We start from the raw sequence: 26,369 nt of genomic DNA on the forward strand, positions 1-26,369 counted from the left end.
CCCGGCGGCGTCCGAGTCGCGACCCGGCTGTGGTCCTACACCGCGTCGCGCCCTCCGGTATGGTCCACCCGCCGGGGCGCACGGCACCATCGGTAACTGGACGTACACGCTGTACGGAGTCGAGGAGCCGAAGATGAATTCCCAAGAACCGCTGCGCCCTGAGCGCCCCATGACGCCCTACCGCTGGCTGCTGGCCGCGGCGTTGCTGTCGATCATGCTGGTACAGATGGTCGCCATGGTGATGGTCACCCGCTCGCAGGTGATGCGCGCCGAGGTGCGGGAGGCTGCAGAGCGGAGCCAGACCCGGCCGACGGCGGTGGCGTCCTCGAGCACGCGCGCGGTCGATGCCTCCAGTCACGGTTTGATCACGGTCGGGCTCTCCGCCGCGCGCTGAGCGCGTAGGATCGCGCGAAGTCCGCCACGCAGGCGGCTGTCAAGGAGAGCGTCATGCGGTGGGAAGGCAACGAACAGTCGGACAACGTCGAAGATCGCCGCAGTGGCGGCGGTGGTGGCGGTTTCCCAATCGGCGGGCGCAGTGTCGGCATCGGCACCGTGGCCGTGGCGCTCATCGCGGGATGGATCTTCGGCATCAACCCGCTCACGGTGCTGGGCCTGCTCAGCGGTGGCGAACCCGCTCCGCAGGTGCAGCAGCAGGGGCCGGCACAGAAGCCGCCGCCTGAAGACCGTGAGGCGGCCTTTGTCTCCACCGTGCTCAAGAACACCGAAGTCGTCTGGACGCAGGCCTTCCAGCAGAACGGCGGCACCTACCAGCCGCCGCGCCTCGTGCTGTTCCGCGGTGCCACGCCGACAGCCTGCGGCACCGGCCAGTCGGCCATGGGGCCGTTCTACTGCCCCGGCGACAAGAAGGTCTACATCGACCTCGGCTTCTTCGACACGCTCAAGCGCGATCTCGGGGCGCCGGGCGAATTTGCCCAGGCCTACGTGATCGCGCACGAGGTCGGCCACCATGTTCAGGACGAGCTCGGCATCACGGCGAAGGTCGACGGCATGCGCGGGCGGCTGAGCCAGGCCCAGAACAACGCGATGAGCGTGCGGGTCGAATTGCAGGCCGACTGCTTTGCCGGCGTGTGGGCGCACCATTCCCAGCAGTCCAAGCAGTGGCTGGACCCGGGCGACATCGAGGCGGCCATGAACGCCGCGCAGAAGATCGGTGACGATGCGCTTCAGCGCTCGGCCGGCCGGGCGGTGGTGCCCGACAGCTTCACCCACGGCACCAGCGCGCAGCGCCAGCGCTGGTTCGGCACCGGCTACAAGACCGGCACCATGCAGTCCTGCGACACCTTCGCCGCCAAGCAGCTGTAGCCTGATCGCGAAGGGGCAGGGTGCTCCTGATTCGAAAGCGAATCGGCGAGTCACCGCACTGTCATTGCCGTTTTTTGCCGCGGTGCGACAATAGCGGGCTTCATGACAAGCTCCTTTTCCAATCTTTCGCTGGCAGAACCGCTGGCGCGCGCCGTGGCCGAAATGGGCTACGAAACCATGACACCGATCCAGGAGCAGGCCATTCCGGTCGTGTTGTCCGGGCAGGACGTCATGGGCGCCGCACAGACCGGTACCGGTAAGACGGCCGCTTTCTCGCTGCCCCTGCTGCAGCGGATGCTCAAGCACGAGAACAGCTCGACCTCCCCGGCGCGCCACCCGGTGCGTGCGCTGGTGCTGCTGCCCACGCGCGAGCTGGCCGACCAGGTCGCCCAGCAGGTCAAGCTGTATGCCAAGTACACCAACCTGCGTTGTGCGGTGGTGTTCGGCGGCATGGACATGAAGCCCCAGACGCTGGAATTGAAAAAGGGCGTCGAGGTGCTGGTCGCCACGCCCGGCCGCCTGCTCGACCACATCGAGGCCAAGAACGCTGTGCTCAACCAAGTCGAGTACGTGGTGCTCGACGAGGCCGACCGCATGCTGGACATCGGCTTCCTGCCCGACCTGCAGCGCATCCTGAGCCACCTGCCCAAGCAGCGCACCACGCTCTTGTTCTCAGCCACCTTCTCGCCGGAAATCAAGCGCCTGTCGGCGAGCTATCTGCAGGACCCGGTCACCATCGAGGTGGCGCGCCCGAACGAGACCGCGTCGACCGTCGAGCAGCGCTTCTTCAGCGTGAGCGACGACGACAAGCGCCGCGCGCTCAAGCAGATCATCCAGCAGCGTGGCATCACCCAGGCCTTCGTCTTCGTCAACAGCAAGCTGGGCTGCGCACGGCTGGCCCGTTCGCTCGAGCGCGAAGGGCTGCGCACCACCGCCCTGCACGGCGACAAGAGCCAGGACGAGCGCCTGAAGGCGCTCGATGCTTTCAAGAAGGGCGAAGTCGACCTGCTGGTGTGCACCGACGTCGCGGCGCGCGGCCTCGACATCAAGGACGTGCCGGCGGTCTTCAACTTCGACATTCCGTTCAACGCCGAAGACTACGTGCACCGCATCGGCCGCACAGGCCGTGCCGGCGCGTCGGGCCTGGCGGTGAGCTTTGCGAGCGGCGGCAACGACGCCCGTTTGGTCGCCGACATCGAGAAGCTGATCAAGAAGCCGATCGAGCTCGAAGCCATGGAGTTCGAGGAAGACCGCCCGCGCGGTCGCATCAACGACGGTCGCCGCCACTGGCGCGAAGAGGGCGAGGCCGGCGACGAGCGCGACGTGTTCGACACGCTGGAAGCGCCGCGCGAGCAGCGCCCCGAGCCGCGCACGGCGCGCGGCGGCGGACGCCCGCACCGTGCACCGTCCGCACCGCGCGACCCGTTCTTCGAGCAGCCCTACGAGACGCCCGAACGCGAAGCGGCACCCACATGGGAAAGCGCCAAGGGCGCGCCGGCGCGTGGCATCTCCGCCAACATCAAGCCCAAGCGCAAGGTCGCAGCGCTGTTCAAGAGCAGCGAGCCGAGCTGATCCGCACGACGCTGGATTGAACGACGGGCCCCTCGGGGCCCGTTGGCGTTTTCAGACGACCTTGAAGTGGTGCGTGCCGTCGCGCGCCAGTTGCTCGACCAGGCCGAACTCCCAGTCGAGGTAGGCCTGCATGGCGTCGGCCGATGCATCGGTACCTTCGTAGGGGCGGCGATAGCGCTGCGCGCCCACCGAATGCGCGACGGCTGGCGCGCCGGTCTCGCTCCACGCGCTGGCAGGTGGCAGCGGGTCGACGACGTAGACCTCCCACCCCATCTGCGCGAGCCACGACGCCGTCATCGGCGCGCGCACGCCGTCGTCGTCGGCCAGCACGATGCGCGCGCCCCGCACCGGCACGGCATGGTCGGTCTCCTGCACCAGCTGGCCGCCGGGCGCGCTGGCGAAGCCGGGCAGGTGGCCCGTGGCGTACTCCTCGGGTGCGCGCACGTCGAAGCGGTACACGGTGCGCGTGGGCGATGCCAGCGTGCCAAGCGCATCGAGCGCGATCCAGCGCACGCCCGCGCGCTCGGCCACGGCGCGGGCACCGGCCTGCGCTTCGGCACGGTGGGCGGCGCTGACCGCGGGCGCTTGGCGCGACGCGCCGGTGTCGAGCACCTGGCCGGCCAGCTTCCAGCCGATGGTGCCGTTGCGAAGCGCTGCCACCGGGTTGGGCAGGCCGGCGTTCACCAGCGATTGCGTGCCGATGATGCTGCGCGTGCGGCCGGCGCAATTGACGATGACCTGCGTCTTCGGGTCGGGCGCGAGTGCGCGGGTCCGCAGCACCAGCTCGGCGCCCGGCACGCTGGTGGCGCCCGGGATGCTCATGGTGCGGTACTCGTCGAAGCGGCGCGCGTCGAGCACCACCACGTCGGCCTTCGTATCGATCAGCGCCTTCACCTCCTGCGCCGACAGCGAGGGCGTCTGCCGCTCGTGCTCGACCAGTTCGCCGAAGGACTTGCTCGGCACGTTGACGTCGCGGAACAGCTCGCCGCCGGCTGCGCGCCAGCCGTCGAGGCCGCCTTCGAGAGCGTGCATGTTCGTGTAGCCCAGCGCTGCGAAGCGCTCGGCGGCGGCCGGCACGCGATCGATGCCGTCCTGCTCGCCGTACAGCACGACCAACGTGTCGCGCCGCGGGATGCGTCGCGCCGCGTCGCGTTCGATCAGGTCGAGCGGCAGGTTCGCCGCCCACAGCGGGTGCGCCTGCGCGAAGGGGTGTTCCTCGCGCAGGTCCACGAGCGCGATCTCGTCGCGAGCAAGCAGGTGCCGGCGGACATCGACGAAGGAGAGGGTCGAAAGGGTCATGCGTTGCGCAGCTCGGCGGAGCGGTCCCAGAGGTTGGGCAGCAGGGTGTTCGAATAGCCGGAGACGAAGGGCTTGCGCCCGCCTTCGGCCGGGTAGGTGTGGCGTCGCACCGCGCCGATGTTGGCGCCGTAGACGTGGATGCTGACCGACACGCGGTCGGCGTAGACATTGCGCACGCGGTGCACGTCGCCGACGGTGGGCGACACCGCCTCGACATCGCCCGGCACCAGCCGCACCGGCGCCCCCTGCGGCACGGCACGGCCGTCACGTTCGACGTAGGCCTGGCTTTCCTCGGCGCCGCGCAGCATGCCGATCAGGCCCCACACCGTGTGGTCGTGCACCGGCGTGGCCTGGCCCGGTCCCCAGACGAAGCTGACGACCGAGAAGCGTTCGGTCGAGTCGGCGTGCAGCAGGTGCTGCTGGTAGTAGGTGGGGTGCGGCTGCGCGAAGGCATCGGGCAGCCAGTCGTCGCGGGCGACCAGCGTGCGCAGCAGGGCACCGCCCTCGGTCAGGATGCGCGGTTCGTCGGGGTGCGTCTCGAGCAGCTGCCCGAAGGCGATTACGAAGTCGCGCAGCGGTGCGATGGCGTCCGCGGCGTGCGGGGTGGCGTCGGCAATGGGGGTCATGGTGTTCCGTCGTGGCGATGGGTGGCGCGTGCGCCGGTCAGCCCGGCTTCTGCGCCTGGTTGCAGCGCACCTCGACGTGTTCGATGGCATCGAGCGTGTCGCCGATGCGCGCTGCGCTGAGGCAGCCGCCCCAGACGCAGCCGGTGTCGGTCGAGATCAGGCCCGGCCGCGCGATCCAGCCCAGCGTCGACCAGTGGCCGAAGGCGATGGTCGCGGCGGCCGCGCGGCGGTCGGGCACATCGAACCACGGCATGAAGCCGGGCGGTGGCGCGTCGGCGCTGTCCTTGGTGTCGAAATCCATCACGCCGTCGGCGGTGCAGAAGCGCAGCCGCGTCAGGCCGTTGACGATGGCGCGCAGCCGGGCGTGGCCGGTGAGCGCATCGGTCCATTGCGCCGGCTCGTTGCCGTACATGGTGCGAACGAATTCTCCGAGCGTCGGGCCGCGCAGCACCGACTCGACCTCGGCCGCCAGCACCAGCGTCTGGCCGATGCTCCACTGCGGCAGCACGCCCGCATGCACCATCAACAGGTCGCGCCCGCCGACGGTCTGGTGCAGCGCCATCGACTGCTGGCGCAGCCAGTCGATCAGCGCATCGCGGTCGGGCGCGTCGAGGATGCCGTCGAGCGTGTCCTTGCGCCCGGACTTGCGCGCCCCGTGTGCCACGCCCAGCAGGTGCAGGTCGTGGTTGCCCAGCAGGCTGCGCGCCGCATCGCCGAGGCGCTGCACGCGCCGCAGTACGCCGGCCGAATCGGGCCCGCGGTTGACGAGGTCGCCCAGCAGAACGAGCGTGTCGCGGCTCGGGGAGAAGTCGATGTGGTCGAGCAGGCGCTGCAGGGCGTCGTCGCAGCCCTGCACGTCACCGATCAAGTAAAGTGCCATGTCCCCATTCTCTCCCCCGTTCATGGATGTCTTCTTGCTGGCCTTGCTGACCACGCTCAACGCGTTGTTCGCAATGTCCGAAATGGCCCTTTCCACCAGCCGTCGCGCGCGGCTCGCGGCCTTGGCCGAAACCGGGGACGCCGGCGCCGAAGCCGCGCTCAAGCTGATGGAGGACCCGACGCAGTTTCTCTCGAGCGTGCAGATCGGCATCACCTCCATCGGCATGCTCAGCGGCATCGTCGGCGAGGCTGCCTTCGCGGCGCCGCTGGCGGTGTGGATGGAAGGCACGGGCATGGGTGCCGGTACGGCGAGCATCGCTTCCACCGCGGTGGTGGTCACCTGCATCACCTTCTTCACGATCATCTTCGGCGAACTGGTGCCCAAGCGCATCGGCCAGCTCTACCCCGAGCCGGTAGCGCGCTTCGTGTCGCGGCCGATGCGCGCCCTGGCGACCGGTGCCAAGCCCTTCGTGCTGATGCTGTCGGGCGCCACGGCGATGACGCTCAAGCTGTTGCGCATCGACTCCAACGCCGCGCGCACGGTGACCGAAGAGGAAATTTCCGCGAGCCTGGAGGAGGGCGTCGACGCCGGCGTGATCGAGATGCACGAGCACCAGATGGTGCGCAACGTGTTCCACCTCGACGACCGCCGGCTCGGCTCGCTGATGGTGCCGCGGGCCGACATCGAATGGCTCGATGCCACCGACACCGTGGCGTCGAGCCTGCAGAAGGTGGCGGACGCCGGTGCCCTCAATCTGGTGCACTCGTGGTACCCGGTGTGCCGCAACTCGCTCGACGACGTGCTGGGCGTGATCAGCGTGGCGCACCTGCTGCGGCTGGGGCCGCAGCACGAGGGCACGATCGCCAGCGTGGCGCAGCCCGCGCTGTTCGTGCCCGAGACGCTGACCGGCATGGAACTGCTGGAACAGTTCCGCGTGCGGGGTGGGCGCCTGGTGTTCGTGGTCGACGAGTACGGCGTGGTGCAGGGCCTGATGACGCCGCGCGACATGCTCGAAGCCATCACCGGCGAATTGCAGCCCAACACGACCACCGACGCCTGGGCCCGGCAACGCGAAGACGGCGCCTGGGAGCTCGACGGCTTGATGCCCGTGTCGGAGCTGCGTGCGCGACTGGCGATCCGCGAGCTGCCCGAGGAGGAGCGAGGCCGCTACAACACCGTCGCCGGTCTGCTGATGTCGGTGTCGGGCCAGTTGCCGGTCGTCGGCGAGCGCATCGAGTGCGCTGGCTGGGTGTTCGAGGTGAGCGCGCTCGACGGCCGTCGCATCGACCGCGTGGTGGCGCACGCTGGCACCGAGCCGGGCGATGAATGACGCCGAGTTCCAGTACCTGACCGGGCAGGCGCGGCCTGGGTTCGCTGCGCTCTTCCAGGAATTCGAGCGGCGCAGCGCTGAGGCGGTACGCGACGGCGCCTGTGCGCTCGATCTGCGCTACGGCACGGCCGAACGCTGCACCTTCGACTTCTTCGACGCCGGCCCGGCCGCGCGCGGCGTGGCGATCTATCTGCACGCCGGGTACTGGCAGTGGCGCGACAAGGCTGGCTTTCGCTTCATCGCGCCGCGTCTGGTGCAGCGCGGACTGCATGTGGCGATGGTGAACTACCCAATGTGCCCGACCGTGTCGCTCGCCGACCTGACCGAGACCGTGCGCACCGCCGTGCCGGCCGTGCTCGGGCGGGCCGACGCCGCGCTTCCCCTGGTGGCGATGGGGCATTCGGCCGGTGGGCATCTGGCGATGGAAATGGCGCTCACCGATTGGACCGCGCGCGGTTTGCCCATGGCCACGGTGGCCGGTGTGATCGCGCTGAGCGGCCTCTATGACCTGGCGCCGCTGGTGCCGACGTCGATCAACGAGGCCCTTCGGCTCGACGCGCAGAGCGCGGCCGCGGCCTCGCCGCTCTACCGCGCCGCGCCCGACGGCCCGCCGCTGCTGCTGGCCGCCGGTGCCGAAGAGACGCCCGCCATGCGCGAGCAGAGCCGGCGAATGCATGAGGTGTGGTTGGCGATGGGCAACCCCTCGGTGCTGCACTTCGAGCCGGACGCGGACCACTTCAGCCTGCTGCAACGTCTGGTCGCGCCGCGCAGCGCGCTGGGCCGGCAGGTCGATTTGCTGCTGGAACGCGCGCTCGACTGAGGGCGAGTGTCCCCACGCGGCGTAGGCCGGCGTATCGGTGGTTTCGCATCCTTCAATAGAATGCGAATCTTTCTCATTTTGGGGGAGGTGGCGCGGCGTTCTGCCCGCGTCCGCGTCCCTCCACCTGCCACCGTGATGAACAGCCGAAAGATCAAGACCTGGGCCTGGGTCCACAAGTGGAGCAGCCTGGTCTGCACCGTGTTCATGCTGCTGCTGTGCATCACGGGGCTGCCGCTGATCTTCCACCACGAGATCGGGCACCTGCTGGGCACCGAGGTCGAGGCACCGAAGATGCCGGCCAACACGCCGCGCGCCAGCCTCGACCGCGTGCTCGAGGTGGCGAGGTCGAAGCATCCCGACCGCGTGGTCCAGTTCGTGTCGCAGCCGGAAGACGACGACGGCCTGTGGTTCGTCACGCTCACGCCGACGCCCGCGCCCACCGACGACTTCAAGTCGGTCGCGGTCGACGCACGCACGGCCGAGGTGCTGGCGCAGCCCAAGTTCGACGAGGGCTTCATGTACGTGATGTTCAAGCTGCACGTCGACCTGTTCGCAGGCCTGCCAGGCAAGCTCTTCCTCGGCTTCATGGGCCTGCTGCTGCTGGTGGCCATCGTCTCGGGCGTGGTGCTGTACGCGCCCTTCATGCGCAAGCTGGACTTCGGCACGGTGCGCCGCGAGAAGCGGCCGCGCCTGAAATGGCTCGACCTGCACAACCTGCTGGGCATCGTGACGCTGGTGTGGGCCTTCGTGGTGGGCGGCACCGGGATGATCAACACCTGGGCCGACTTGGTGATCAAGTACTGGCAGCACGACCAGCTCAGCGCACTGCTGGCGCCTTACCAGGGTCAGCCGATCACGCCGGTGGCCGAGCGCGGCTCGGTGCAGAAGTCGCTCGACGCGGCCTATGCCCAGGTGCCCAACAGCAAGCTGTCGTTCATCGCCTTCCCCGGCACGGCCTTCTCCAGCCCGCACCACACGACGGTGTTCCTCAAGGGCAACGAGCCGTTCACGTCGAAGCTGCTGCAGCCGGTGCTGGTCGACGCCAAGACCACCGCCGTCACGGCGGCGCCCGCGCTGCCGTGGTACCTCACGGCGCTGCTGGTGTCGCAGCCGCTGCACTTCGGCGACTACGGCGGCATGCCGATGCAGATCCTGTGGGCGCTGCTCGACATCGCGACCATCATCGTGCTGGGCAGCGGGCTGTACTTGTGGCTCAAGCGCGGAAACAGCGCGGCGGTGCCGAAAGCGAAGGCGGAGCCGGACGATGCGAATGACATCGGTGGCGTGCAACCGGTCGCCGTGATGAAGGAGGCCCGCTCGTGAAGCCGCGCCATGCCTTCTGGCGGCTGTGGGGTTGGCCGCTGGTGATGGGGCTGCTGACGACCGTGGGCCTGATCTCCGCGCTGTTCAGCGACGGCGGCGCCGGCGACATCCTGGCGTGGGTGACGCTCGGCATCCCCGTCGCGGCCTGTGCCTGGTTCGGCTGGCGGCGCTCGCCGCACTGACCTCCCCGCCGCGAGGGGCTCAGTCGACCTTGATGTTCGCGGCCTTGATCACCTGGGCCCACTTGTCGACCTCGGTCTTCTGGAAAGCGGCGATCTGCGCGGTCGTCAGGTCGGCCGGCTCCATGCCGAAGCCCTTCATCTTCTCCTGCATGTCGGGCTGCGCGAGGATCGTGCGGATCTCCTTGTGCAGGCGCTCGACGATCGGTGCGGGCGTGCCGGCCGGCACGAAGATGGCCTGCCACGACACCACCTCGAAATCGCCCAGGCCCTTGACGCCGGATTCCGCCACCGTCGGCACGTCGGGCATCGAGGCCAGGCGCTTGGCCGAGGTCACTGCGATGGCGCGCAGCTTGCCGCTCTGGATGTGCGGCGCGGCCACCACGGTGGTGTCGAACATCATGTCGACTTGGCCGCCGATCACGTCCTGGATCGCCGGGCCGCTGCCCTTGTAGGGCACGTGCGTGAACTTCACGCCCGACTTGAACGCCAGCAGTTCGAGCGACAGGTGTTGCGACGTGCCCGTGCCGGCCGAGGCCGACGAGAGCCCGCCCGCCTTGGCCTTGCTCGCCTCGAGCACGTCCTTGAGCGTCTTGTAGGGGCTCGCGGCGTTCACCACCAGCACGACGGGGTTGGTGCCGATGAGCGTGACCGGTGCGAAGGACTTGATGGGGTCGTAGCCGATCTTCGGGTACAGGCTCACGTTGATGGCGTGCGAGCTGATGGTGCCGCCCAGCATCGTGTAGCCGTCCGGTGCCGCGCGCGACGCGATCTCCGAGCCGACGCTGCCACCGGCACCGCCGCGGTTGTCGATGACCACGCTGGTGCCCAGCACCGCGCCCAGCTTCTGGCTGATGAGGCGACCCATGGTGTCGGTCGTGCCACCGGCAGGGAAGGGCACCAGGTAGGTGATGGCCTTGCCGGTGGGCCAGGCGCCTTGTGCGAAAGCGGGCAGGGCGCCTGCGGCCAGGGAAGCGGCGGCGGCTTGGATGAGGGTGCGGCGTTGCATGGTGTGTCTCCTTCAGGGTTCTTCAAGGTGTCGCCGACGCGGAGCGCCGGCGTGGGATGCCGTGTTGTTGTATGTCGATGTACGGCAGCGGGTCGAAAACGTTCAGGGCATGTACTGCCCGCCATTCACTTCTAGGACCTGTCCGGTGACGTAGCCGGACAGCTGCTTCGACGCGAGATAGAGGAAGGCACCGGTGCAGTCCTCCGGGTCGCCGATGCGGCCCATCGGGATGCCGGCCTTGAAGGTCTCGAGGATGGCGGGGGTCGAAAAGCGGTCCTGGAAAGGCGTCTGGATCACGCCCGGTGCCACGGCGTTCACGCGGATGTCGTCGGGCGCGAGTTCCTTGGCCAGGCCGTGCGTCGCGGTGCTGACGAAGCCCTTCGAGCCCGCGTACAGGTAGGCGCCCGGCCCGCCGCCATTGCGCGCAGCGACCGACGACACGTTGATGATGCTGCCGCCCTGGCCGCGGGTGCGCATCAACGGCACCACCTCGCGACAGAAGGCGAGCATCGACCGTGCGTTGATGTGCATCACCTCGTCGAACAGCGCGTCGTCGAACTCGGCGATTGGCACCCGCTTGACCAGGCTGCCCGCGTTGTTGACCAGCACGTCGATGCTGCCCAGGCGTGCTGTCGTCTCGCGCACCACGCGCACGATGTCGGCGGCCTTGCGCACGTCGCCCTGCAGCGCGAAGGCGTCGCCGCCGGCCTTGAGGATGGTGTCGACCACCGCCTGCGCCGGCCCGGCCGACTGGTTGTAGTGCACTGCCACGCGCATGCCGCGCGCGCCGAAGGCGATCGCCACGGCGGCGCCGATGCCCGTGCTGGCACCGGTCACGAGTGCTGTCTTGCCTTGAAGGTCTTCCATCGATGTTCTCCTTGGTTCAGGTCACGGGGGCGGGGTTGAACAGCACCAGCGCGTTGTGCAGCTTCCAGTGCTCGGCCCAGGTCTTCTTGCGGCCGCTGGCCACGTCGAGCATGAGCCGGAACATCTCCCAGCCCACGTCCTCGATGCTGGCCTCGCCATCGGCGATGCGGCCGGCGTTGATGTCCATCAGGTCGTGCCAGCGCCGGGCGAGGTCGCTGCGCGTGGCCACCTTGATGACCGGCACCTCGGCCAGGCCGTAAGGCGTGCCGCGGCCGGTGGTGAACACATGCAGGTTCATGCCCGCGGCCAGCTGCAGCGTGCCGCAGATGAAGTCGCTGGCGGGCGTGGCGGCGTAGAGCAGCCCCTTCTGCCGGGCCTTCTCGCCGGGTGAGACCACGCCGGAGATCGGCGCGCTGCCGCTCTTGACGATCGAGCCCATGGCCTTCTCGACGATGTTCGACAGCCCGCCCTTCTTGTTGCCAGGCGTGGTGTTCGCGCTGCGGTCGACACGACCACGGTCGAGGTAGGCGTCGTACCAGGCCATCTCGCGGATCATGGCCTCGGCCACGGCCGGCGTGGTGGCACGCGAGGTGAGCTGGTCGATGCCGTCGCGCACCTCGGTCACTTCCGAGAACATCACGGTGGCGCCGGCGCGCACCAGCAAGTCGGTGCAGAAACCCACCGCTGGGTTGGCGGTCACGCCCGAGAAAGCGTCGCTGCCGCCGCATTGCACGCCGACCACGAGTTCGCTGGCGGGCACGGTTTCGCGGCGGCGCGCGTTCAGGCGCTCGAGATGTTCCTCGGCCTGCGTCATGATCGAATCGATCATCGACATGAAGCCGACGTGCGCATCGTCCTGCAGGCAGACCACGTCGAGCGGGCTCTCGGCGCTGGCGCCGACGTCGGCCACGCTGCGCTCGTCGACCAGCGGGATGCTCCCCGGCGGCAACAGGCGCTCGGGCTGCAGCTTCTCGCAGCCCAGGCTGATCACCATCACCTCGCCGCCGAAGTTGGGGTTGAGGCTGATGTTGCGCAGGGTGCGGATCGGAATGATGGCGTCGGGCGCATCGATGGCCACGCCGCAGCCGTAGCTGTGCGACAGGCCCACCACGTCGTCGACGTTCGGGTACTTGGGCAGCAGCTCGGCCTTGATGCGCTGCACCGCAAAGTCGACCACGCCGGCCACGCACTGCACCGTCTGCGTGATGGCGAGGATGTTGCGCGTGCCCACTGAACCATCGAGGTTGCGGTAGCCCTCGAAGGTGTGGCCCTCCAGCGGCGGCATCTCGGGCGGCCGCACGGTGGCGATCGGCAGCCCTTCGAGCGCGCGCGCCTCGGGCATCTGCAGCAGGCGCTCGTGCACCCAGCTGCCGGCCGGAATCGGCTTGAGCGCATAGCCGATCGGCACGTTGTAGCGCCGCACCACACCGCCCTCGGCGATGTCCTCGAGCGCCACCTTGTGCGCCTGCGGCACCTTGTCGACCAGCGTCAGGCCCGACGCGAGCACGGTGCCCGCCGGCAGCCCGCCGTCGTTGGCGACGATGGCCACGTTGTCGGCCGCGTGCATGCGGATGGTGAGGGGCGCGAGAGCGTGGGGCGCGTTCATGGTCTTGGCGGGGTCTGGAATCGGCGTGCGGCAGGTCAGGGCAGGTCGACGATCTCGACCCAGTTCGGGTTCTTGCCGGCCGGCACGCGTGTGGGGGTGCCGGGCAACCCGGTCGCGGGATCGATCGGATGCAGCGACACGCTGTGCGACTCCTGCCCCGCGGCAATCAGGAAGCGGCCCGAGGGGTCGATGGCGAAGCCGCGCGGTGTCTTCTCGGTCGGCACCTGGCCGAGTGCGTCGAGCTGGCCGGTGGCCGGGTCGACCCGGAAGCTCGACAGCGTGCTCGACGTGCGTTCCGACGCATACAGCGTGCGGCCGTCGGGCGACAGGTGCAGGTCGGCGGCCCAGGGCTTGCCGGTGAAGCCGGCGGGCAGCGTGGTGGTGCGCTGTACCGCGCGCAGCGTGCCGCGCGTGGCGTCGTAGGCCATCACGTGCAGGCCGGCATCGAGCTCGTTGAGCACATACATGTAGCGCTGGCCCTTGTCCCACACGAAGTGGCGCGGGCCGGATTTCGCGGGGGTGATCGTGGTCAGCGCCGGCTCGTTGGCAACGAGCTTGCCGGTCTCGGCGTCGAAGCGCCAGCTCGAGACGTTGTCGCCGCCCAGGCTGGTGGCGAAGACGTAGCGGTTGGCGGCGTCGGCATGCATCGCATGGGCGTTCGGCGCTGTCGGAATGAGCTGCTGCACCGCGCCCACGGCACCGTCCTTGCCGATGCTGTTGACCGTGATCTTGTGCCCGCCGTACGAGGCGGCGAACAGCCAGCGCCCGGTGGCGTCGGTGTCGATGTTGGCCATGCTGTCGGCCAGCGGCGCTTCGCCCAGCTTGCGCAGCTTGCCGCTCGCCGGATCGACAGCCAGGCTCACGACGCGGAAGGGCTGCGAGCGCAGGGCGACGTAGAGCACGCGCTTGTCGGGCGACAAGGCCATGGGCATGGCCATGCCGCCCAGGGGCACCGTCTCCACCGGCGTCAGCGTGGCGGCAGCGCGGTCGAGCGCGAACACCGAGATGTCCTGGCTGTCCGCGTTCGACACGTAGACCCAGGTGGCCGCCGATGCCGCGCTGTTCAGGAGCAGCAACGTTGCACCGATGCCGGCTGCGATGCCTTGCCGCGAAGACTTCCGATGAGAAGACGTCATGTCCGCACTCCTTGGTTGTCGCTTACTTCACCACCATGAACATGCTGGGCAGCCAGGTTGAGAAGGCCGGCACGAAGGTCACCAGCCCGAGCGCGAAGATGAGCGCCCCGTAGAAGGGCCAGATGGTCTTCATCACCGTGCCGACCGACACCCCGCCGATCGCGCAACCGACGAACTGCGTCGTGCCCACCGGCGGCGTGTTGAGCCCCAGCGCGCAGTTGATGAGCATCACGATGCCGAACTGCACCGAGGTCATGCCGTACTGCTGCGCGATCGGCAGGAAGATCGGTGTGCACAGCAGGATGGTCGCGGCCATGTCCAGGAAGGTGCCGAGCACGAACAGGATGACGTTGATCATCAGGAAGATCATCCAGGGCGTGCTGGTGATCTGCGACAGCATCTGGCCCGTGAGCTCGGCCACGCCGTAGAGGCTGATGAGGTAGCCGAAGGTGCTCGAGATGCCGATCAGCAGCAGGATCACGCCGGTGGTGCGCACCGCCTTCGATGCCGCCTTGATGAAGTGTTCCCACTTCAGCGTGCGGTACAGGAAGATCGTCAGCCCCAGCGCATAGAGCACGGCCACCGCCGCCGATTCGGTCGCGGTGAAGATGCCCGACAGGATGCCGCCGAGGATCAGCACGACGATGAACAGGCCCGGCAGCGCCGCCGCGAAGGAGCGCGCCACGATGGACCAGCCCGGGAAAGTGCCGGCCGGATAGCCGCGCTTCACCGCCACCACGTAGGCGGCCGTCAGGTTGCTGATGGTCAGGATCAACGCCGGCAGCATGGCCGCGAGGATCAGCGCGGCGATCGATACCTTGCCGCCCGCAGCGAGCGAATAGATGATCAGGTTGTGGCTGGTCGGCATCAGCGCGCCGACGAGGGCCGCGTGCGTCGTCACGTTGACGGCGTAGTCCGCGTGGTAGCCCTCCTTCTTCATCATCGGGATCATCACGGCGCCCATGGCCGAGACGTCGGCCACCGGCGAGCCCGAGACGCCGCCGAACAGCGTGCAGGCCACCACGTTCGACATGCCCAGCCCGCCGCGCACGTGGCCCACCAGGTTGCGCGCGAAATTGACGATGCGGTCGGCGATGCCGCCGTAGAGCATCAGCTCGCCCGCGAAGATGAAGAAGGGAATCGCCAGGAACGAGAAGATGCTCATGCCCGACGTCATCTGCTGGAAGCCCACCGCGAGCGGCAGGCCTTCGTAGGCGAGGGTGGCGAGCGCCGACAGGCCGATCGAGAAGGCGACGGGCACGCCCAGCAGCAGGAAGACCGTGAAGGACACGGACAGGATCAACAGAGGAATGGTCATGGGCTCAGGTCCAGGCGGGTTCGACTTCGCGGCCTTGGGCCAAAGCGATGATGTGTTCGATCGAGAACATGACGATCAGCACGCCGGCAATGGCAGCCGGTACGTACTTCCATCCTTCGGAGATCCACAGCGTGGGCAGGCGGTAGTCCCACACCGATTCGGCGAGCGACGCGCAGTTCCAGGCCATGGTCGCGCCGAAGACGAGGATCAGGAAATGGATGAGGAATTCCATCTTCAGCCGCAGCGCGTCGGGCGCGAGCACCAGAAAGGATTCGAGCCCGATGTGGCCCGCGTCGCGCACGCCGACGGCGACGCCGAACATCGTGACGTAGAGCACCAGCAGCAACGCCAGGCTCTCGGCCCAGGTGGGCGTGTTGTTCATGACGTAGCGGCCGAACACCTGCCAGCTCACGGCGCAGATCACTGCGACGAGTCCGAGGATGCCCAGCCACATGCAGGCACGCGCGAGCGTGCGGCAGAGTTTTGTGTACATGGTGATTTGCCGCTTCCCCCAAACGGGGGAAGCTTCCTAGCCGATTTACTTGGTGTCCTGAACCCGCTTGACGAGGTCCTTGAGCTTGGCGTCGGTGATGAACTTGTCGTACACCGGCTTCATCGCGGCCTGGAACGGCGCCTTGTCGACGTCGATGATCTCGGCGCCGCCGGCCTTCACGGTGGCGAGCGACTTGATCTCGCGCGCTTCCCACTGCTTGCGCATGTAGGGCACGGATTCCTTCGCGGCCTGGCGGATCCAGCCCTGTTCCTGCGGCGTGAGCTTGTCCCACACGCGCTTGGAGAACAGCAGCATTTCCGGCGCCATCGAGTGCTCGGTCTTGCTGTAGTACTTCGCCACTTCGAAAGCGCGGGCGCTCTCATAGGTGGGGTAGTTGTTCTCGGCAGCGTCGATCAGGCCGGTCTTCAGGCCCGTGTAGACCTCGCCCATGGGCATCGGGGTGGCGTTGGCGCCCATGGCTTCGAGCATCGACACCCACAGGTCGGACTGCTGCACGCGCACCTTCAGGCCCTTCATGTCGGCGAAGCTGCGCACCGGCTTCTTGGCGGTGAACATCGAACGTGCGCCGCTGTCGTAGTAGGCCAGGCCGACGAAGCCCTGCTTCTCGCAGCTCTTCAAGATCTCTTCGCCGATCGGGCCGTCGAGCACCTTGTGCAGGTGGTCGACCGAGCGGAACAGGAAGGGCATGGTGGGCACCTGCGTCTCGGCGCAGATGTTGTTCATCGGCGCGATGTTCACGCGCACCATCTGCAGGGCGCCGATCTTGGTCTGTTCGATCGTGTCCTTCTCGTTGCCCAGCGAGCTGTTGTTGAAGACCTTGATGGTGTGCTTGCCACCGGACAGTTCCTTCAGGCGTTCGCCCATGAACTTGACCGCCGTGACGGTCGGGTAGTCGTCGGGGTGGATGTCGGCCGAGCGGAACTCGGTCGCTTGCGCGCCGAAGCTCGCCAGCGCCGCGGCGGTGCAGGCGGCCAGGGCGATCAGTGTGTGTTGCAGTCTCATTTGTCTTCCTCTACGGGTGGTGGTTGTCGAAATTCTTGGAAATCAGAACTGGCAGTGCGGCTCCGGCAGCCCCTGCACGCCGGGGCGCAACGCGAAAACGCCGCCGGCCAGCGGCTGGTCCGACAGGTCGCCGCCCGGGCGGATCGAGGTGACGTAGAGCGTGTCGAGTTGCGCACCGCCGAAGGCGCACATCGCCGGTTTCTTCACCGGCACTTCCAGCGAGCGGTCCAGCCGGCCGTCGGGCGTGAAGCGGTGCACCAGGCCGGCGTCGTTGCCGCAGATCCAGTAGCAGCCGTCGGCGTCGACCGCCGCGCCATCGGGCCGGCCGGGCAGCGGTGTCATGTCGACGAACAGGCGGCGGTTGTGCGGCGTGCCGGTGCCCGTGTCGTAGTCGAAGGCCCAGATGGCCTGCACGCTCGGGTGCGAGTCCGACAGGTACATCGTGCGGCCGTCGGGGCTGAAGGCCATGCCGTTGGGCACGATCATCTCGTCGAAGTGCACGCGCAGCGCGGCCTCTTCGTTCACGTCGCGCTGGTAGCGGTAGACGCGGCCGACAGTGCGGGCCGCCGCCATGTCCATGAGCATCGTGCCGGCCCAGAAGCGACCCTGGCGGTCGCAGCGGCCATCGTTGAAGCGCATGCCGTGGGCGGCGTGGGCCGCGTGTGCGATGGGGGTGGACGCCAGCGTGCCGTCGTCTTTCGTGGCGATGGCGAACAGGCCGCTTTCCATGCCGGCGATCCATTGCCCCGGATGGTCGGCGCGCGGCGCGATGCACGCGAGCATCTCGTCGCCGGTCCAGGTGCTGTGGGCACCGGTGGCCGGGATGAGGCGGTGGAGCTGCCGCGCCGGGATGTCGACCCAGTACAGCGCCTGTTCGGCGGCATGCCAGACCGGGCTTTCGCCGGTCGCGTTGCGGGCGTCGAGGACGAGTTCGGCTTGCATGGTGTGCGTGCCGCTGGCTCAGTCGCCGAACGGGCCCTGGGCGGTGAACGCTCCGCCCTGGTAGATGGCGTTCGGGTCGGTCGCGGCCACGGGCGGCTGCGCCTCGACCTTGTCGCGGAACACCTCCGAGCTGTCCTGCGGCACGAAGCCCAGGTGCGCGGCGGCGCTGTTGTCCCACCAGACGTCGCGGTTGGCCGACATGCCGTAGACCACCGTGTGCTTCACGTCGGGCGTGAACAGCGACTTCTCGATCAGCGTCGTGAGGTCGCGGTAGCTCAGCCAGGTGCTCATCATCCGGCGGTTGAGCGGCTCGGGGAATGACGAGCCGATGCGGATGCTGACCGTCTCGATGCCGTAGCGGTCGAAGTAGAACTGCGCCACGTCCTCGCCGAAGGACTTCGACAGGCCGTAGTAGCCGTCGGGCCGGCGCGCGGCGGCGGTGTCGATGGGCTCGTCCTGTTTGTAGAAGCCGATGACGTGGTTGGAACTGGCGAACACCACGCGCTTCACGCCATGGCGGCGGGCGGCTTCGTAGAGATGGAAGATGCCCTTGATGTTGGCTTCGAGGATTTCCTCGAAGGGCCGCTCGACCGACACGCCGCCCAGGTGGACGATGGCGTCGCAGCCTGCCACCAGCGCATCGACGGCCTGTTTGTCGGCCAGATCGCAAGGGACGATTTCCTCGGCGGCACTCGCTGCAGGGGCCATGGCGCCGATATCCGACAGGCGGATGACGTCGGCATAGGGTTGCAGCCGTTCGCGCAGGACCTTGCCCAGGCCACCGGCAGCACCGGTGAGGAGCAGGCGGTGGACACGCAGGCCCATAGAGCCGGTCGGCTGGGCAGCAGGGGCGGAAGCACTCATCGGTTGTCTGTCTCTCGTAAGTTATCTGTTGTCGTACAACTTCCGGGAAGATTATCATCAGCGCATGGCTCGCCTGTCAACAGAAGTTCCCACCATGCCCGATGCCCCGGCGCCGACGCCCTACATGGCCCGGCCGCGGCCGCGTGGGCGGGGGCTGGCCCACAGCCTGGTCGACGACTTCGGGGCGCGCATCCGCGACGGCGTGCTGCGGCCCGGGGACAAGCTGCCGACCGAGTCGGAAATCATGCAGGCCTTCGGCGTGAGCCGCACCGTTGTGCGCGAGGCCCTGTCGAAACTGCAGGCGGCCGGGCTGGTCGAGACGCACCACGGCATCGGCACCTTCGTGCTGCAGCAGCGCGCCAGCGGCGTGTTCCGGCTGGACGCGGGCGACATCGCCACCTCGGTCGACGTGCTGGCTGTGCTCGAACTGCGCATCAGCCTCGAGACGGAGTCTGCCGGGCTGGCGGCCACCCGCCGCACCGAGGAGCAGCTGCAGGCCATGCGTCAGGCGCTGGACGACTTCGAGAGCAATGTCGCCGTGGCCGGTGACACGGTCGCGCCCGATTTCCGTTTCCATCTGCAGATCGCGCAGTCGACCGGCAACGCGTACTTCGCGGACATCATGAGCCACCTGGGCACCACGATCATCCCGCGCACCCGCATCAACGCCATCCGCACGGCCGACCGCAGCGGGGCGTACCTCAGTCGCGTCAATCGCGAGCACGAGGAGATCTACGCGGCGATCGCGCGCGGCGACGCCGAATCCGCGCGCGCGGCAATGCGCATCCACCTGACCAACAGCCGCGAGCGCCTGCGGCTGGCGCAAGAGGTCGCGCGACGCGCCAGCGAAGTGGCCGACGGGGTGCCGCCGGCCTGAGATTCCGGCGGTCAAGGCTGGACAAGTCATTCTCTCAGTTGTACGATGACTGATCACTTAGCAATAATGCAGGTGACATTCGCTTTTCTAAAAACAACGGAGATGTCCATGTCTATCGCTCGCCGCCGCCTCGTCGGCTCCGCCTGCCTTGCCTCCCTTGCGTTTGCCGCGCCGCTGACCGCCATGGCCCAGGCGGCCTGGCAACCGACGAAGCCGATCAAGCTCATCGTGCCGTACCCACCGGGCGGTTCTTCCGACATCATTGCCCGCGCCATCAGCCAGCCGCTGTCGGAAGCGCTCAAGCAGCCGGTGATCGTGGAGAACCGCCCCGGCGCCAACGGCAACCTCGGCGCCGACTTCGTCGCCAAGTCGGCCCCCGACGGCTACACGCTGCTGCTGTGCGACGTGGGCGCGCTGGCCATCAGCCCGTCGGTCTACACCAAGCTGCCCTTCGACCCGTCGAAAGACCTGCGCGGCGTGACCATGCTGGCCTATTCGCCGCACCTGCTCGTGGTGCATCCGTCGGTGAAGGCGAACAACCTCAAGGAACTGATCGCGTTGTCGAAGACCGGCGACCTGAACTTCGCTGTCACCGCCACCGGCAGTGCGCCGCACCTGGCCGGCGTGGCGCTGGAGCGCGCGAGCGGCGCCAAGTGGACCTACGTGCCATACAAGGGCGGCGTCCAGGCTATCCAGGACACAGTCGCTGGCCAGACCCAGGTGCTGATGAACGGCATGCTCGCCACGCTGCCGCAGGTGCAGGGCGGCAAGCTGAAAGTGCTGGCCGTGTCCAAGGGCACCCGCATGCCGCTGATCGGCGACGTGCCGACCATCGCCGAGCAGGGCGTGCCGGGCTTCGAGTCCGGCACCTGGCAGGGTGTGCGCGTGGCCAAGGGCACACCCGACGCCGTGGTGCAGCGCCTGAACAAGGAACTCATCACGGTCATCCGCGCCGCCGACATCCGCTCGCGCCTGGCCGGGCAGGGCGCCGAGGTCGTGACCATGGCACCGACCGAGGAAGAGCAGTTCTTCAACAAGGAACGCGCGCGCTGGGCCAAGGTGGTGGCCGACGCCAACATCAAGCTGGACTGACCGGCTTCCCTCTTTTTTCTCTCCTTTCTCAGGACATGCGATGAACCCGCAAGAACTCAAAACCATCATGGGCTCCGGCCTGCTGTCGTTCCCGATCACCGACTTCGACGAACAAGGTGAATTCCGGCCGAAGACCTACATCGAGCGCCTCGAATGGCTGGCGCCCTATGGCGCGAGCGCGCTGTTCGCAGCCGGCGGCACGGGCGAATACTTCTCGCTCGCTGGCGAGGAGTACGGTCGCATCATCAAAACGGCGGTGGATACCTGCCGCGGCAAGGTGCCGATCATCGCGGGTGCCGGCGGCCCCACTCGCACCGCCATCGCGCATGCGCAGGAAGCCGAGCGGCTGGGCGCCCACGGCGTCCTGCTGCTGCCGCACTACCTCACCGAAGCCGGCCAGGAAGGCTTGATCGCCCACGTCGAGGCCGTCTGCAAGAGCGTGAAGTTCGGCGTCATCGTCTACAACCGCGACCGCACCCGGCTCACGCCCAACTCGCTGGCCATCCTGGCCGAACGTTGCCCCAATCTGGTCGGCTTCAAGGACGGCGTTGGAAACATCGAAGCGATGTCCTCCATCTTCATGAAGATGGGCGACCGCTTTGCCTACCTGGGTGGCCTGCCGACGGCCGAGGTCTATGCCGCTGCGTACAAGGCGCTGGGCACGCCGGTGTATTCGTCGGCGGTGTTCAACTTCATCCCGAAGACCGCGATGGATTTCTACAAGGCGGTGGCTTCCGACGACCTGCCGACGCAGCACCGTCTGCTCAAGGATTTCTTCATGCCCTACCTGGAAATCCGAAACCGCGTCGAAGGCTATGGCGTGAGCATCATCAAGGCCGGCGCCCGGCTCGTGGGCCACGACGGTGGCCCGGTGCGCGCACCGCTGACGGACCTGAAGCCCAACGAAATGGAGATGCTGAAGGCGCTGATCGACAAGCTGGGTCCGCAGTGAAATAAGCCCACCCCCGAAGCGGCGCACTTCGTGTCGCCGCCTCCCCCTCGAGGGGGCAACACCAGCGGCCCGGCGAAGCCGGTTCCGCGGTGTTTCCGGTGAATGCAGTTCCAACCCAAAAAGAGAGACAACAACATGCTGAAGAAACTCATCCTTATCGCTGCTGCCACCGCGGCTCTTGCCGGCTGCGCCGGCATGTCCCGGGGTAGCAGCGCGGCGGACACGCCGGCTGTGGCCGCCGCCGCCGAGAGGCTGCGCCTGGCCATGATCGACCCGACGCCGGCCGCGCTCAACGCGCTGGTGGCGGACGACCTGAGCTACGGCCACTCGGGCGGCAAGGTCGACACCAAGACCAGCTTCATCGCCGACCTGATGGACCGCAAATCGGACTTCGTCACCATCGCGATCACCGACCAGACCATCCAGCTGGTCGACAACGTCGCGATCGTGCGCCACACGCTCACGGCCGACACCAACGACTCGGGCAAGCCGGGCAAGGTCAGCATCAAGATCCTCGGCGTCTGGCAGAAGCAGGGTGGCGACTGGAGGCTGCTGGCCCGCCAGGCGGTCCGCCCACCGCAATGAAACGAGCGCAATGACAACACCCATCGTCACTGAACTTCGCGTGGTCCCGGTTGCCGGCCACGACGGCATGCTGATGAACCTGAGCGGCGCGCACGGGCCGTTCTTCACGCGCAACCTGCTGATCCTGAAAGACAGCGCCGGCCACACCGGCGTGGGCGAGGTGCCCGGCGGCGAGAAGATCCGCCAGACGCTGGAAGATGCGCGCGGCCTGATCGTCGGCCAGTCCATCGGCCGGCACAACGCGGTGCTCAACGCCATGCGTGCGCAGTTCGCCGACCGCGACAGCGGCGGCCGCGGCACGCAGACCTTCGACCTGCGCATCGCCATCCACGCGGTCACGGCCGCCGAGGCGGCATTGCTCGACCTGCTGGGCCAGCACCTCAACGTGCCGGTTGCCGCATTGCTCGGCGAAGGCCAGCAGCGCGATGCCGTGCAGATGCTCGGCTACCTGTTCTACGTCGGCGATCGTACCAAGACAGATCTGCCCTACCGCAGCGAACCGGAGGCGGACAACGACTGGTTCCGCCTTCGCCACGAAGAAGCCATGACGCCAGAGGCCATCGTGCGCCTGGCCGAGGCCAGCCATGCGCGCTATGGCTTCACCGACTTCAAGCTCAAGGGCGGCGTGCTGCGGGGCGAGGAGGAGGTCGAAGCGATCCGCGCGCTGCACGAGCGCTTCCCCGAGGCGCGCGTCACGCTGGACCCCAACGGCGGCTGGCTGCTGAAGGACGCGATCCGCATCACGCGCGACCTGCATGGGGTGATGGCCTATGCCGAAGACCCCTGCGGCGCCGAAGGCGTGTTCTCCGGCCGCGAGGTGATGGCCGAGTTCCGCCGCGCCACCGGCCTGCCGACCGCCACCAACATGGTCGCCACCGACTGGCGCGAGATGGTGCACAGCCTGTCGCTGCAGTCGGTCGACATCCCGCTGGCCGATCCGCACTTCTGGACGATGCAGGGCTCGGTGCGCGTGGCGCAGCTGTGCCAGGCCTGGGGCCTGACCTGGGGCTCGCATTCGAACAACCACTTCGACGTGTCGCTGGCCATGTTCACCCACGTGGCCGCGGCCGCGCCGGGCAAGGTCACGGCCATCGACACGCACTGGATCTGGCAGGACGGGCAGCGCCTGACGAAGGCGCCGCTGCAGATCGAAGGCGGCTACGTGCAGGTGCCCCAAAAGGGCGGCCTGGGCGTGGAGCTGGACATGGACGAGGTCGAAAAGGCACACCAGCTCTACCTGAAGCACGGGCTGGGCGCACGCAACGACGCGCAGGCCATGCAGTACCTCATTCCCGGCTGGCAGTTCGACAACAAGCGGCCCTGCATGGTGCGTTGACGCGCTAATCTCGGCCCCCCGACGTTTCTTCCCGAGCCGAAGCGCGACCGCTTCGGCTTTCTCACTTTCACCACAAGGATTCGACATGCAACAACACGACAACCTGATCGGCGGCGAATGGAAGAAGGGCAACAGCTACAGCCCGAACCTGAACCCGTCGAACCTGGGCGACACCATCGCCGAGTACACGCAAGGCGACGCTGCCCAGGTCGACGCCGCCGTGGCCGCGGCCACCGCCGCGTTCCCCGCCTGGTCGACCAGCGGCATCCAGATGCGTTCCGACGCGCTCGACAAGATCGGCACCGAGATCCTCGCACGCAAAGAAGAGCTGGGCACGCTGCTGGCACGCGAAGAAGGCAAGACCCGCGCCGAAGGCATCGGCGAAGCCACCCGTGCCGGACAGATCTTCAAGTTCTTCGCTGGTGAATGCCTGCGCCTGGCCGGCGAGATCATTCCGTCGGTGCGCCCGAACATCGGCGTCGAGATCACCCGTGAGCCGGTCGGCGTCGTCGGCCTGATCACACCGTGGAACTTCCCGATCGCGATTCCCGCGTGGAAGATCGCACCGGCGCTGGCCTTCGGCAACTGCGTGGTCTTGAAGCCCGCCGACCTGGTGCCGGGCTCCGCCTGGGCGCTGGCCGAAATCATCAGCCGCTCGGGCATTCCGGCGGGCGTGTTCAACCTGGTGATGGGCCGCGGCAGCGTGATCGGCAATGCGCTGGTCGAGCACCCCGGCATCCACGCGATCAGCTTCACCGGCTCGGTCGGTGTGGGCCGCAATATCGCCGTGCAGTGCGTCAAGAGCCACAAGAAGGTGCAGCTCGAGATGGGCGGCAAGAACCCGCAAGTCATCCTGGACGATGCCGACTTGGCGCAGGCCGTCGAGCTCAGCGTGCAGAGCGCCTTCTATTCCACCGGCCAGCGTTGCACCGCATCGAGCCGCCTGATCGTCACCCAGGCCATCTACCCGAAATTCATCGAGGCGATGAAAGCGCGCATGGAAAAGATCAAGGTCGGCGATGCGCTGGCGCAGGGCACGGACATCGGCCCGGTGTCGAGCCAGAGCCAGCTCGACCAGGACCTGGAGTACGTGAAGATCGGCCAGGACGAAGGCGGCACGCTGGCAGCGGGCGGTCAACGCCTGAAGCTCGACACCGACGGCTTCTACATGTCGCCGGCACTGCTGGTGGACACGGACAAGGCCGCGCGCATCAACCGCGAAGAGGTGTTCGGCCCGGTGGCCAGCGTGATCCGCGTGAAGGACTACGAAGAAGCGCTGGCTACGGCCAACGACACCGAGTTCGGCCTGTCGGCGGGCATCGCGACCACCAGCCTCAAGTACGCGACCCACTTCAAGCGCCACAGCCAGGCCGGCATGGTGATGGTCAACCTGCCGACGGCGGGCGTGGACTATCACGTGCCCTTCGGCGGCCGCAAGGGCTCGAGCTACGGCCCGCGCGAGCAGGGCAAGTACGCGCAGGAGTTCTTCACGGTCGTGAAGACGGCCTACACGCTGGCCTGATCAGGCCGTCGAACCGCGTGCCACGACGCGCTTGAGCGCCTCGAAGCAGGCGGGGTCGATCGCGGTGCCGACGCTGTCGGCCATCATCGCCAGCGTCTCGTCGATCGGGACTGCTGCGCGGTAGGGCCGGTCGGCGGAGATCGCGTCGAAGATGTCGGCGGTGGTAATGATCCGCGTTTCCAGCGAGATGGCATCGGCCGTCAGACCGCGTGGGTAGCCGCGCCCGTCCAGCCGCTCGTGGTGCGCCGAAGCGATTCGTGCCAACTCTTCGAACGCGCCGATGCGCGACAGGATGGCTTCGGTGTGCCGAGCATGTTGCTGGACCGACAGCCATTCGTCACCGTCGAGCTTGGCGGGCTTGTCGAGCACCGCGTTGCTCACGCCCAGCTTGCCCACGTCGTGCAGCAGCGCACCGCGGCGCAGCCAGCGCCGTCGCGCAGGTGCCATGCCCAGCTCCAGGGCGATGGCGTCCACGTAGTCGGCCACGCGTGCACTGTGGCCACTGGTGAACGGGCTCTTGCTGTCGACCACCTGTCCGAACGCCGCGGCGATGTCGTCGAGGTAGTCGTCGTCGAGCGCCACCCGTCCGCCCGCGGGCTCCATCGCAGACACCCGCTTCTCGATCTCCGGTGAGGTCATTGCCAGCCAGAAGTCGGGCGCCGCCGCCACGCGTTCGAGGGCGGCGACCAGTGCCGGGTCGAACCAGCCGCCAGCGCGCCGGCGTACCTCGCGCATGGCGGATTCGCTGCTCTCGGCGATGAAGAACACATCGACGACCTGCGAGAGCAGGGCAATGCGGGCATGCAGGGGAATGCGGTCCCCCACGAGCTGCTGCGGCCGGCCGGCGCCGTCCCAGTGTTCATCGAGGCTCGCGATGCCTTCGGCGACCGCATCGCCAAAGCGCAGCTGCCGGGCGATCGATGCGCCCCGCGTGCAACGCGTCTGGATCAGCTCGTCGGCGATCTGCGAGCCGTTGCGCACGATGTTCAGGATGCCGCGAAGTCGGTCCGACAGCCCGGCCTTCAGCCCGGTGTGACTGAAGACGAATCGCAACATCTGGGGCAGGCTGTCGCCGACCGTCTTGAAGTCGCGCTTGAAGGACAGGTCGTCGGTCATGTAGAGCTCGCAGATGCGCGCGGCATTGCTGCTGCAGCCCAGGTCCTTGAGCAGCAGGGTGTAGTACAGCTCGCGCAACGGTCCCTCGGCCAGACCGATCTCGCGGCCGATGTGCATGCCGATCCAGCAACTGCGCACGCAATGGCCAGCGGGCTGGCCTTCGGTGATGTCGAGCGCATGGCTGAGCGCGCCGATGAGCTCCGACAACTGCAGGCGCGCGACCGGCGCGTCGTCGATGGTGGGGGGGCACAGGTCGGCCGAGAGAAAGGACATCCAGTC

General features: G+C 67.9%; 26 protein-coding genes. 13 read left to right on the plus strand and 13 right to left on the minus strand.

Going from position 1 to position 26,369, the window contains the following annotated elements; genetic code table 11:
* The first annotated feature begins 133 nt into the window (after positions 1 to 133).
* The 3 genes from ACSFA0_RS16925 to ACSFA0_RS16935 all read left to right on the plus strand — a co-directional run bounded on the left by ACSFA0_RS16925 (position 134) and on the right by ACSFA0_RS16935 (position 2,895).
* Complete coding sequence (locus tag ACSFA0_RS16925) at positions 134 to 394, plus strand: hypothetical protein (RefSeq protein ID WP_435451434.1); 261 nt, start codon at positions 134 to 136, stop codon at positions 392 to 394.
* 53 nt (positions 395 to 447) lie between these two features.
* Positions 448 to 1,323 carry a KPN_02809 family neutral zinc metallopeptidase gene (gene ypfJ / locus ACSFA0_RS16930; RefSeq protein WP_435451435.1) on the plus strand — a complete coding sequence of 292 codons (876 nt, stop codon included), beginning with the start codon at positions 448 to 450 and terminating at the stop codon, positions 1,321 to 1,323.
* Between the two features lie 102 nt (positions 1,324 to 1,425).
* Positions 1,426 to 2,895 (plus strand): DEAD/DEAH box helicase, encoded by a 1,470-nt coding sequence (locus ACSFA0_RS16935; protein ID WP_435451436.1) that lies wholly within the window; start codon positions 1,426 to 1,428, stop codon positions 2,893 to 2,895.
* Between the two features lie 51 nt (positions 2,896 to 2,946).
* On the opposite strand, the gene ACSFA0_RS16940 is transcribed toward ACSFA0_RS16935, so the two are convergent.
* Genes ACSFA0_RS16940 through ACSFA0_RS16950 form a run of 3 tightly spaced genes read right to left on the minus strand, consistent with a single transcriptional unit; the run spans position 2,947 to position 5,700 of the window.
* Complete coding sequence (locus ACSFA0_RS16940; RefSeq protein WP_435451437.1) at positions 2,947 to 4,194, minus strand: rhodanese-like domain-containing protein; 1,248 nt, start codon at positions 4,192 to 4,194, stop codon at positions 2,947 to 2,949.
* Positions 4,191 to 4,820, minus strand: a complete 630-nt coding sequence (locus tag ACSFA0_RS16945; protein WP_435451438.1) for a cysteine dioxygenase family protein — start codon at positions 4,818 to 4,820, stop codon at positions 4,191 to 4,193. The genes ACSFA0_RS16940 and ACSFA0_RS16945 overlap by 4 nt, the downstream gene beginning before the upstream one ends.
* A gap of 37 nt (positions 4,821 to 4,857) precedes the next feature.
* Entirely contained in the window at positions 4,858 to 5,700 is an 843-nt protein-coding gene (locus ACSFA0_RS16950) for a symmetrical bis(5'-nucleosyl)-tetraphosphatase (RefSeq protein ID WP_435451439.1), read from the minus strand.
* A 22-nt stretch (positions 5,701 to 5,722) separates the two neighbouring features.
* Here ACSFA0_RS16950 and ACSFA0_RS16955 point away from each other — a divergent pair, with 22 nt between their 5' ends.
* The 4 genes from ACSFA0_RS16955 to ACSFA0_RS16970 all read left to right on the plus strand — a co-directional run bounded on the left by ACSFA0_RS16955 (position 5,723) and on the right by ACSFA0_RS16970 (position 9,355).
* Positions 5,723 to 7,030 carry a hemolysin family protein gene (locus ACSFA0_RS16955; protein WP_435451915.1) on the plus strand — a complete coding sequence of 436 codons (1,308 nt, stop codon included), beginning with the start codon at positions 5,723 to 5,725 and terminating at the stop codon, positions 7,028 to 7,030.
* Positions 7,023 to 7,850, plus strand: coding sequence for an alpha/beta hydrolase (locus ACSFA0_RS16960; RefSeq protein WP_435451440.1), 828 nt, complete (start codon positions 7,023 to 7,025; stop codon positions 7,848 to 7,850). Before ACSFA0_RS16955 ends, ACSFA0_RS16960 begins: the two co-directional genes overlap by 8 nt.
* A 135-nt stretch (positions 7,851 to 7,985) precedes the next feature.
* A complete protein-coding gene (locus tag ACSFA0_RS16965; RefSeq protein ID WP_435451441.1) occupies positions 7,986 to 9,173 on the plus strand; it encodes a PepSY-associated TM helix domain-containing protein in 1,188 nt (395 codons plus the stop codon).
* Positions 9,170 to 9,355 carry a hypothetical protein gene (locus ACSFA0_RS16970; RefSeq protein WP_435451937.1) on the plus strand — a complete coding sequence of 62 codons (186 nt, stop codon included), beginning with the start codon at positions 9,170 to 9,172 and terminating at the stop codon, positions 9,353 to 9,355. Before ACSFA0_RS16965 ends, ACSFA0_RS16970 begins: the two co-directional genes overlap by 4 nt.
* Before the next feature lie 19 nt (positions 9,356 to 9,374).
* Here ACSFA0_RS16970 and ACSFA0_RS16975 read toward each other — a convergent pair whose 3' ends face one another.
* The 9 genes from ACSFA0_RS16975 to ACSFA0_RS17015 form a co-directional block, all read right to left on the minus strand.
* Positions 9,375 to 10,361 (minus strand): Bug family tripartite tricarboxylate transporter substrate binding protein, encoded by a 987-nt coding sequence (locus tag ACSFA0_RS16975; RefSeq protein WP_435451442.1) that lies wholly within the window; start codon positions 10,359 to 10,361, stop codon positions 9,375 to 9,377.
* A 102-nt stretch (positions 10,362 to 10,463) separates the two neighbouring features.
* Complete coding sequence (locus ACSFA0_RS16980) at positions 10,464 to 11,228, minus strand: SDR family NAD(P)-dependent oxidoreductase (protein WP_435451443.1); 765 nt, start codon at positions 11,226 to 11,228, stop codon at positions 10,464 to 10,466.
* 16 nt (positions 11,229 to 11,244) lie between these two features.
* On the minus strand, positions 11,245 to 12,834 hold the full coding sequence (gene garD / locus ACSFA0_RS16985; protein ID WP_435451444.1) for a galactarate dehydratase: 1,590 nt from the start codon (positions 12,832 to 12,834) through the stop codon (positions 11,245 to 11,247).
* Positions 12,835 to 12,869: 35 nt separating this feature from the next.
* A complete protein-coding gene (locus ACSFA0_RS16990; protein WP_435451445.1) occupies positions 12,870 to 13,970 on the minus strand; it encodes a lactonase family protein in 1,101 nt (366 codons plus the stop codon).
* Between the two features lie 22 nt (positions 13,971 to 13,992).
* Positions 13,993 to 15,288 carry a TRAP transporter large permease gene (locus tag ACSFA0_RS16995; RefSeq protein ID WP_435451446.1) on the minus strand — a complete coding sequence of 432 codons (1,296 nt, stop codon included), beginning with the start codon at positions 15,286 to 15,288 and terminating at the stop codon, positions 13,993 to 13,995.
* A gap of 4 nt (positions 15,289 to 15,292) precedes the next feature.
* Positions 15,293 to 15,781 carry a TRAP transporter small permease gene (locus ACSFA0_RS17000; RefSeq protein ID WP_435451447.1) on the minus strand — a complete coding sequence of 163 codons (489 nt, stop codon included), beginning with the start codon at positions 15,779 to 15,781 and terminating at the stop codon, positions 15,293 to 15,295.
* A gap of 45 nt (positions 15,782 to 15,826) precedes the next feature.
* Entirely contained in the window at positions 15,827 to 16,804 is a 978-nt protein-coding gene (locus tag ACSFA0_RS17005; protein WP_435451448.1) for a TRAP transporter substrate-binding protein, read from the minus strand.
* A 42-nt stretch (positions 16,805 to 16,846) separates the two neighbouring features.
* Entirely contained in the window at positions 16,847 to 17,746 is a 900-nt protein-coding gene (locus tag ACSFA0_RS17010) for an SMP-30/gluconolactonase/LRE family protein (RefSeq protein ID WP_435451449.1), read from the minus strand.
* 18 nt (positions 17,747 to 17,764) lie between these two features.
* Positions 17,765 to 18,610, minus strand: a complete 846-nt coding sequence (locus ACSFA0_RS17015) for an NAD-dependent epimerase/dehydratase family protein (protein WP_435451450.1) — start codon at positions 18,608 to 18,610, stop codon at positions 17,765 to 17,767.
* Between the two features lie 94 nt (positions 18,611 to 18,704).
* Between ACSFA0_RS17015 and ACSFA0_RS17020 the strand changes: the two genes are divergently transcribed.
* The 6 genes from ACSFA0_RS17020 (at position 18,705) to ACSFA0_RS17045 (ending at position 24,974) form a co-directional block, all read left to right on the plus strand.
* A complete protein-coding gene (locus ACSFA0_RS17020) occupies positions 18,705 to 19,487 on the plus strand; it encodes a FadR/GntR family transcriptional regulator (RefSeq protein ID WP_435451451.1) in 783 nt (260 codons plus the stop codon).
* A gap of 108 nt (positions 19,488 to 19,595) precedes the next feature.
* Positions 19,596 to 20,579: a Bug family tripartite tricarboxylate transporter substrate binding protein gene (locus tag ACSFA0_RS17025; RefSeq protein WP_435451452.1), complete on the plus strand. Its 984-nt coding sequence runs from the start codon at positions 19,596 to 19,598 to the stop codon at positions 20,577 to 20,579.
* 40 nt (positions 20,580 to 20,619) lie between these two features.
* On the plus strand, positions 20,620 to 21,531 hold the full coding sequence (gene kdgD, locus ACSFA0_RS17030; protein ID WP_435451453.1) for a 5-dehydro-4-deoxyglucarate dehydratase: 912 nt from the start codon (positions 20,620 to 20,622) through the stop codon (positions 21,529 to 21,531).
* Positions 21,532 to 21,666: 135 nt separating this feature from the next.
* Entirely contained in the window at positions 21,667 to 22,116 is a 450-nt protein-coding gene (locus ACSFA0_RS17035) for a nuclear transport factor 2 family protein (protein WP_435451454.1), read from the plus strand.
* 10 nt (positions 22,117 to 22,126) lie between these two features.
* Positions 22,127 to 23,452, plus strand: a complete 1,326-nt coding sequence (gudD, locus tag ACSFA0_RS17040) for a glucarate dehydratase (RefSeq protein WP_435451455.1) — start codon at positions 22,127 to 22,129, stop codon at positions 23,450 to 23,452.
* An 85-nt stretch (positions 23,453 to 23,537) separates the two neighbouring features.
* Positions 23,538 to 24,974: an aldehyde dehydrogenase family protein gene (locus ACSFA0_RS17045; protein WP_435451456.1), complete on the plus strand. Its 1,437-nt coding sequence runs from the start codon at positions 23,538 to 23,540 to the stop codon at positions 24,972 to 24,974.
* Here the strand turns inward: ACSFA0_RS17045 and ACSFA0_RS17050 are convergent, their stop codons facing one another.
* Positions 24,975 to 26,363: an HD-GYP domain-containing protein gene (locus ACSFA0_RS17050; RefSeq protein ID WP_435451457.1), complete on the minus strand. Its 1,389-nt coding sequence runs from the start codon at positions 26,361 to 26,363 to the stop codon at positions 24,975 to 24,977. It lies immediately after the preceding gene.
* Positions 26,364 to 26,369 lie beyond the last annotated feature (6 nt).

The sequence above is a fragment of the Variovorax restrictus genome (genome assembly GCF_051216715.1).
GTDB lineage: Bacteria > Pseudomonadota > Gammaproteobacteria > Burkholderiales > Burkholderiaceae_C > Variovorax.

What these genes read in the sequence shown, in the direction of transcription:
- ACSFA0_RS16925 (WP_435451434.1), top strand. Translation starts at nt 134, where the DNA reads ATGAATTCCCAAGAACCGCTGCGCCCTGAGCGCCCCATGACGCCCTAC.
- ypfJ (WP_435451435.1), top strand. Translation starts at nt 448, where the DNA reads ATGCGGTGGGAAGGCAACGAACAGTCGGACAACGTCGAAGATCGCCGC.
- ACSFA0_RS16935 (WP_435451436.1), top strand. Translation starts at nt 1,426, where the DNA reads ATGACAAGCTCCTTTTCCAATCTTTCGCTGGCAGAACCGCTGGCGCGC.
- ACSFA0_RS16940 (WP_435451437.1), bottom strand. Translation starts at nt 4,194, where the DNA reads ATGACCCTTTCGACCCTCTCCTTCGTCGATGTCCGCCGGCACCTGCTT.
- ACSFA0_RS16945 (WP_435451438.1), bottom strand. Translation starts at nt 4,820, where the DNA reads ATGACCCCCATTGCCGACGCCACCCCGCACGCCGCGGACGCCATCGCA.
- ACSFA0_RS16950 (WP_435451439.1), bottom strand. Translation starts at nt 5,700, where the DNA reads ATGGCACTTTACTTGATCGGTGACGTGCAGGGCTGCGACGACGCCCTG.
- ACSFA0_RS16955 (WP_435451915.1), top strand. Translation starts at nt 5,723, where the DNA reads ATGGATGTCTTCTTGCTGGCCTTGCTGACCACGCTCAACGCGTTGTTC.
- ACSFA0_RS16960 (WP_435451440.1), top strand. Translation starts at nt 7,023, where the DNA reads ATGAATGACGCCGAGTTCCAGTACCTGACCGGGCAGGCGCGGCCTGGG.
- ACSFA0_RS16965 (WP_435451441.1), top strand. Translation starts at nt 7,986, where the DNA reads ATGAACAGCCGAAAGATCAAGACCTGGGCCTGGGTCCACAAGTGGAGC.
- ACSFA0_RS16975 (WP_435451442.1), bottom strand. Translation starts at nt 10,361, where the DNA reads ATGCAACGCCGCACCCTCATCCAAGCCGCCGCCGCTTCCCTGGCCGCA.
- ACSFA0_RS16980 (WP_435451443.1), bottom strand. Translation starts at nt 11,228, where the DNA reads ATGGAAGACCTTCAAGGCAAGACAGCACTCGTGACCGGTGCCAGCACG.
- garD (WP_435451444.1), bottom strand. Translation starts at nt 12,834, where the DNA reads ATGAACGCGCCCCACGCTCTCGCGCCCCTCACCATCCGCATGCACGCG.
- ACSFA0_RS16990 (WP_435451445.1), bottom strand. Translation starts at nt 13,970, where the DNA reads ATGACGTCTTCTCATCGGAAGTCTTCGCGGCAAGGCATCGCAGCCGGC.
- ACSFA0_RS16995 (WP_435451446.1), bottom strand. Translation starts at nt 15,288, where the DNA reads ATGACCATTCCTCTGTTGATCCTGTCCGTGTCCTTCACGGTCTTCCTG.
- ACSFA0_RS17000 (WP_435451447.1), bottom strand. Translation starts at nt 15,781, where the DNA reads ATGTACACAAAACTCTGCCGCACGCTCGCGCGTGCCTGCATGTGGCTG.
- ACSFA0_RS17005 (WP_435451448.1), bottom strand. Translation starts at nt 16,804, where the DNA reads ATGAGACTGCAACACACACTGATCGCCCTGGCCGCCTGCACCGCCGCG.
- ACSFA0_RS17010 (WP_435451449.1), bottom strand. Translation starts at nt 17,746, where the DNA reads ATGCAAGCCGAACTCGTCCTCGACGCCCGCAACGCGACCGGCGAAAGC.
- ACSFA0_RS17015 (WP_435451450.1), bottom strand. Translation starts at nt 18,610, where the DNA reads ATGAGTGCTTCCGCCCCTGCTGCCCAGCCGACCGGCTCTATGGGCCTG.
- ACSFA0_RS17020 (WP_435451451.1), top strand. Translation starts at nt 18,705, where the DNA reads ATGCCCGATGCCCCGGCGCCGACGCCCTACATGGCCCGGCCGCGGCCG.
- ACSFA0_RS17025 (WP_435451452.1), top strand. Translation starts at nt 19,596, where the DNA reads ATGTCTATCGCTCGCCGCCGCCTCGTCGGCTCCGCCTGCCTTGCCTCC.
- kdgD (WP_435451453.1), top strand. Translation starts at nt 20,620, where the DNA reads ATGAACCCGCAAGAACTCAAAACCATCATGGGCTCCGGCCTGCTGTCG.
- ACSFA0_RS17035 (WP_435451454.1), top strand. Translation starts at nt 21,667, where the DNA reads ATGCTGAAGAAACTCATCCTTATCGCTGCTGCCACCGCGGCTCTTGCC.
- gudD (WP_435451455.1), top strand. Translation starts at nt 22,127, where the DNA reads ATGACAACACCCATCGTCACTGAACTTCGCGTGGTCCCGGTTGCCGGC.
- ACSFA0_RS17045 (WP_435451456.1), top strand. Translation starts at nt 23,538, where the DNA reads ATGCAACAACACGACAACCTGATCGGCGGCGAATGGAAGAAGGGCAAC.
- ACSFA0_RS17050 (WP_435451457.1), bottom strand. Translation starts at nt 26,363, where the DNA reads ATGTCCTTTCTCTCGGCCGACCTGTGCCCCCCCACCATCGACGACGCG.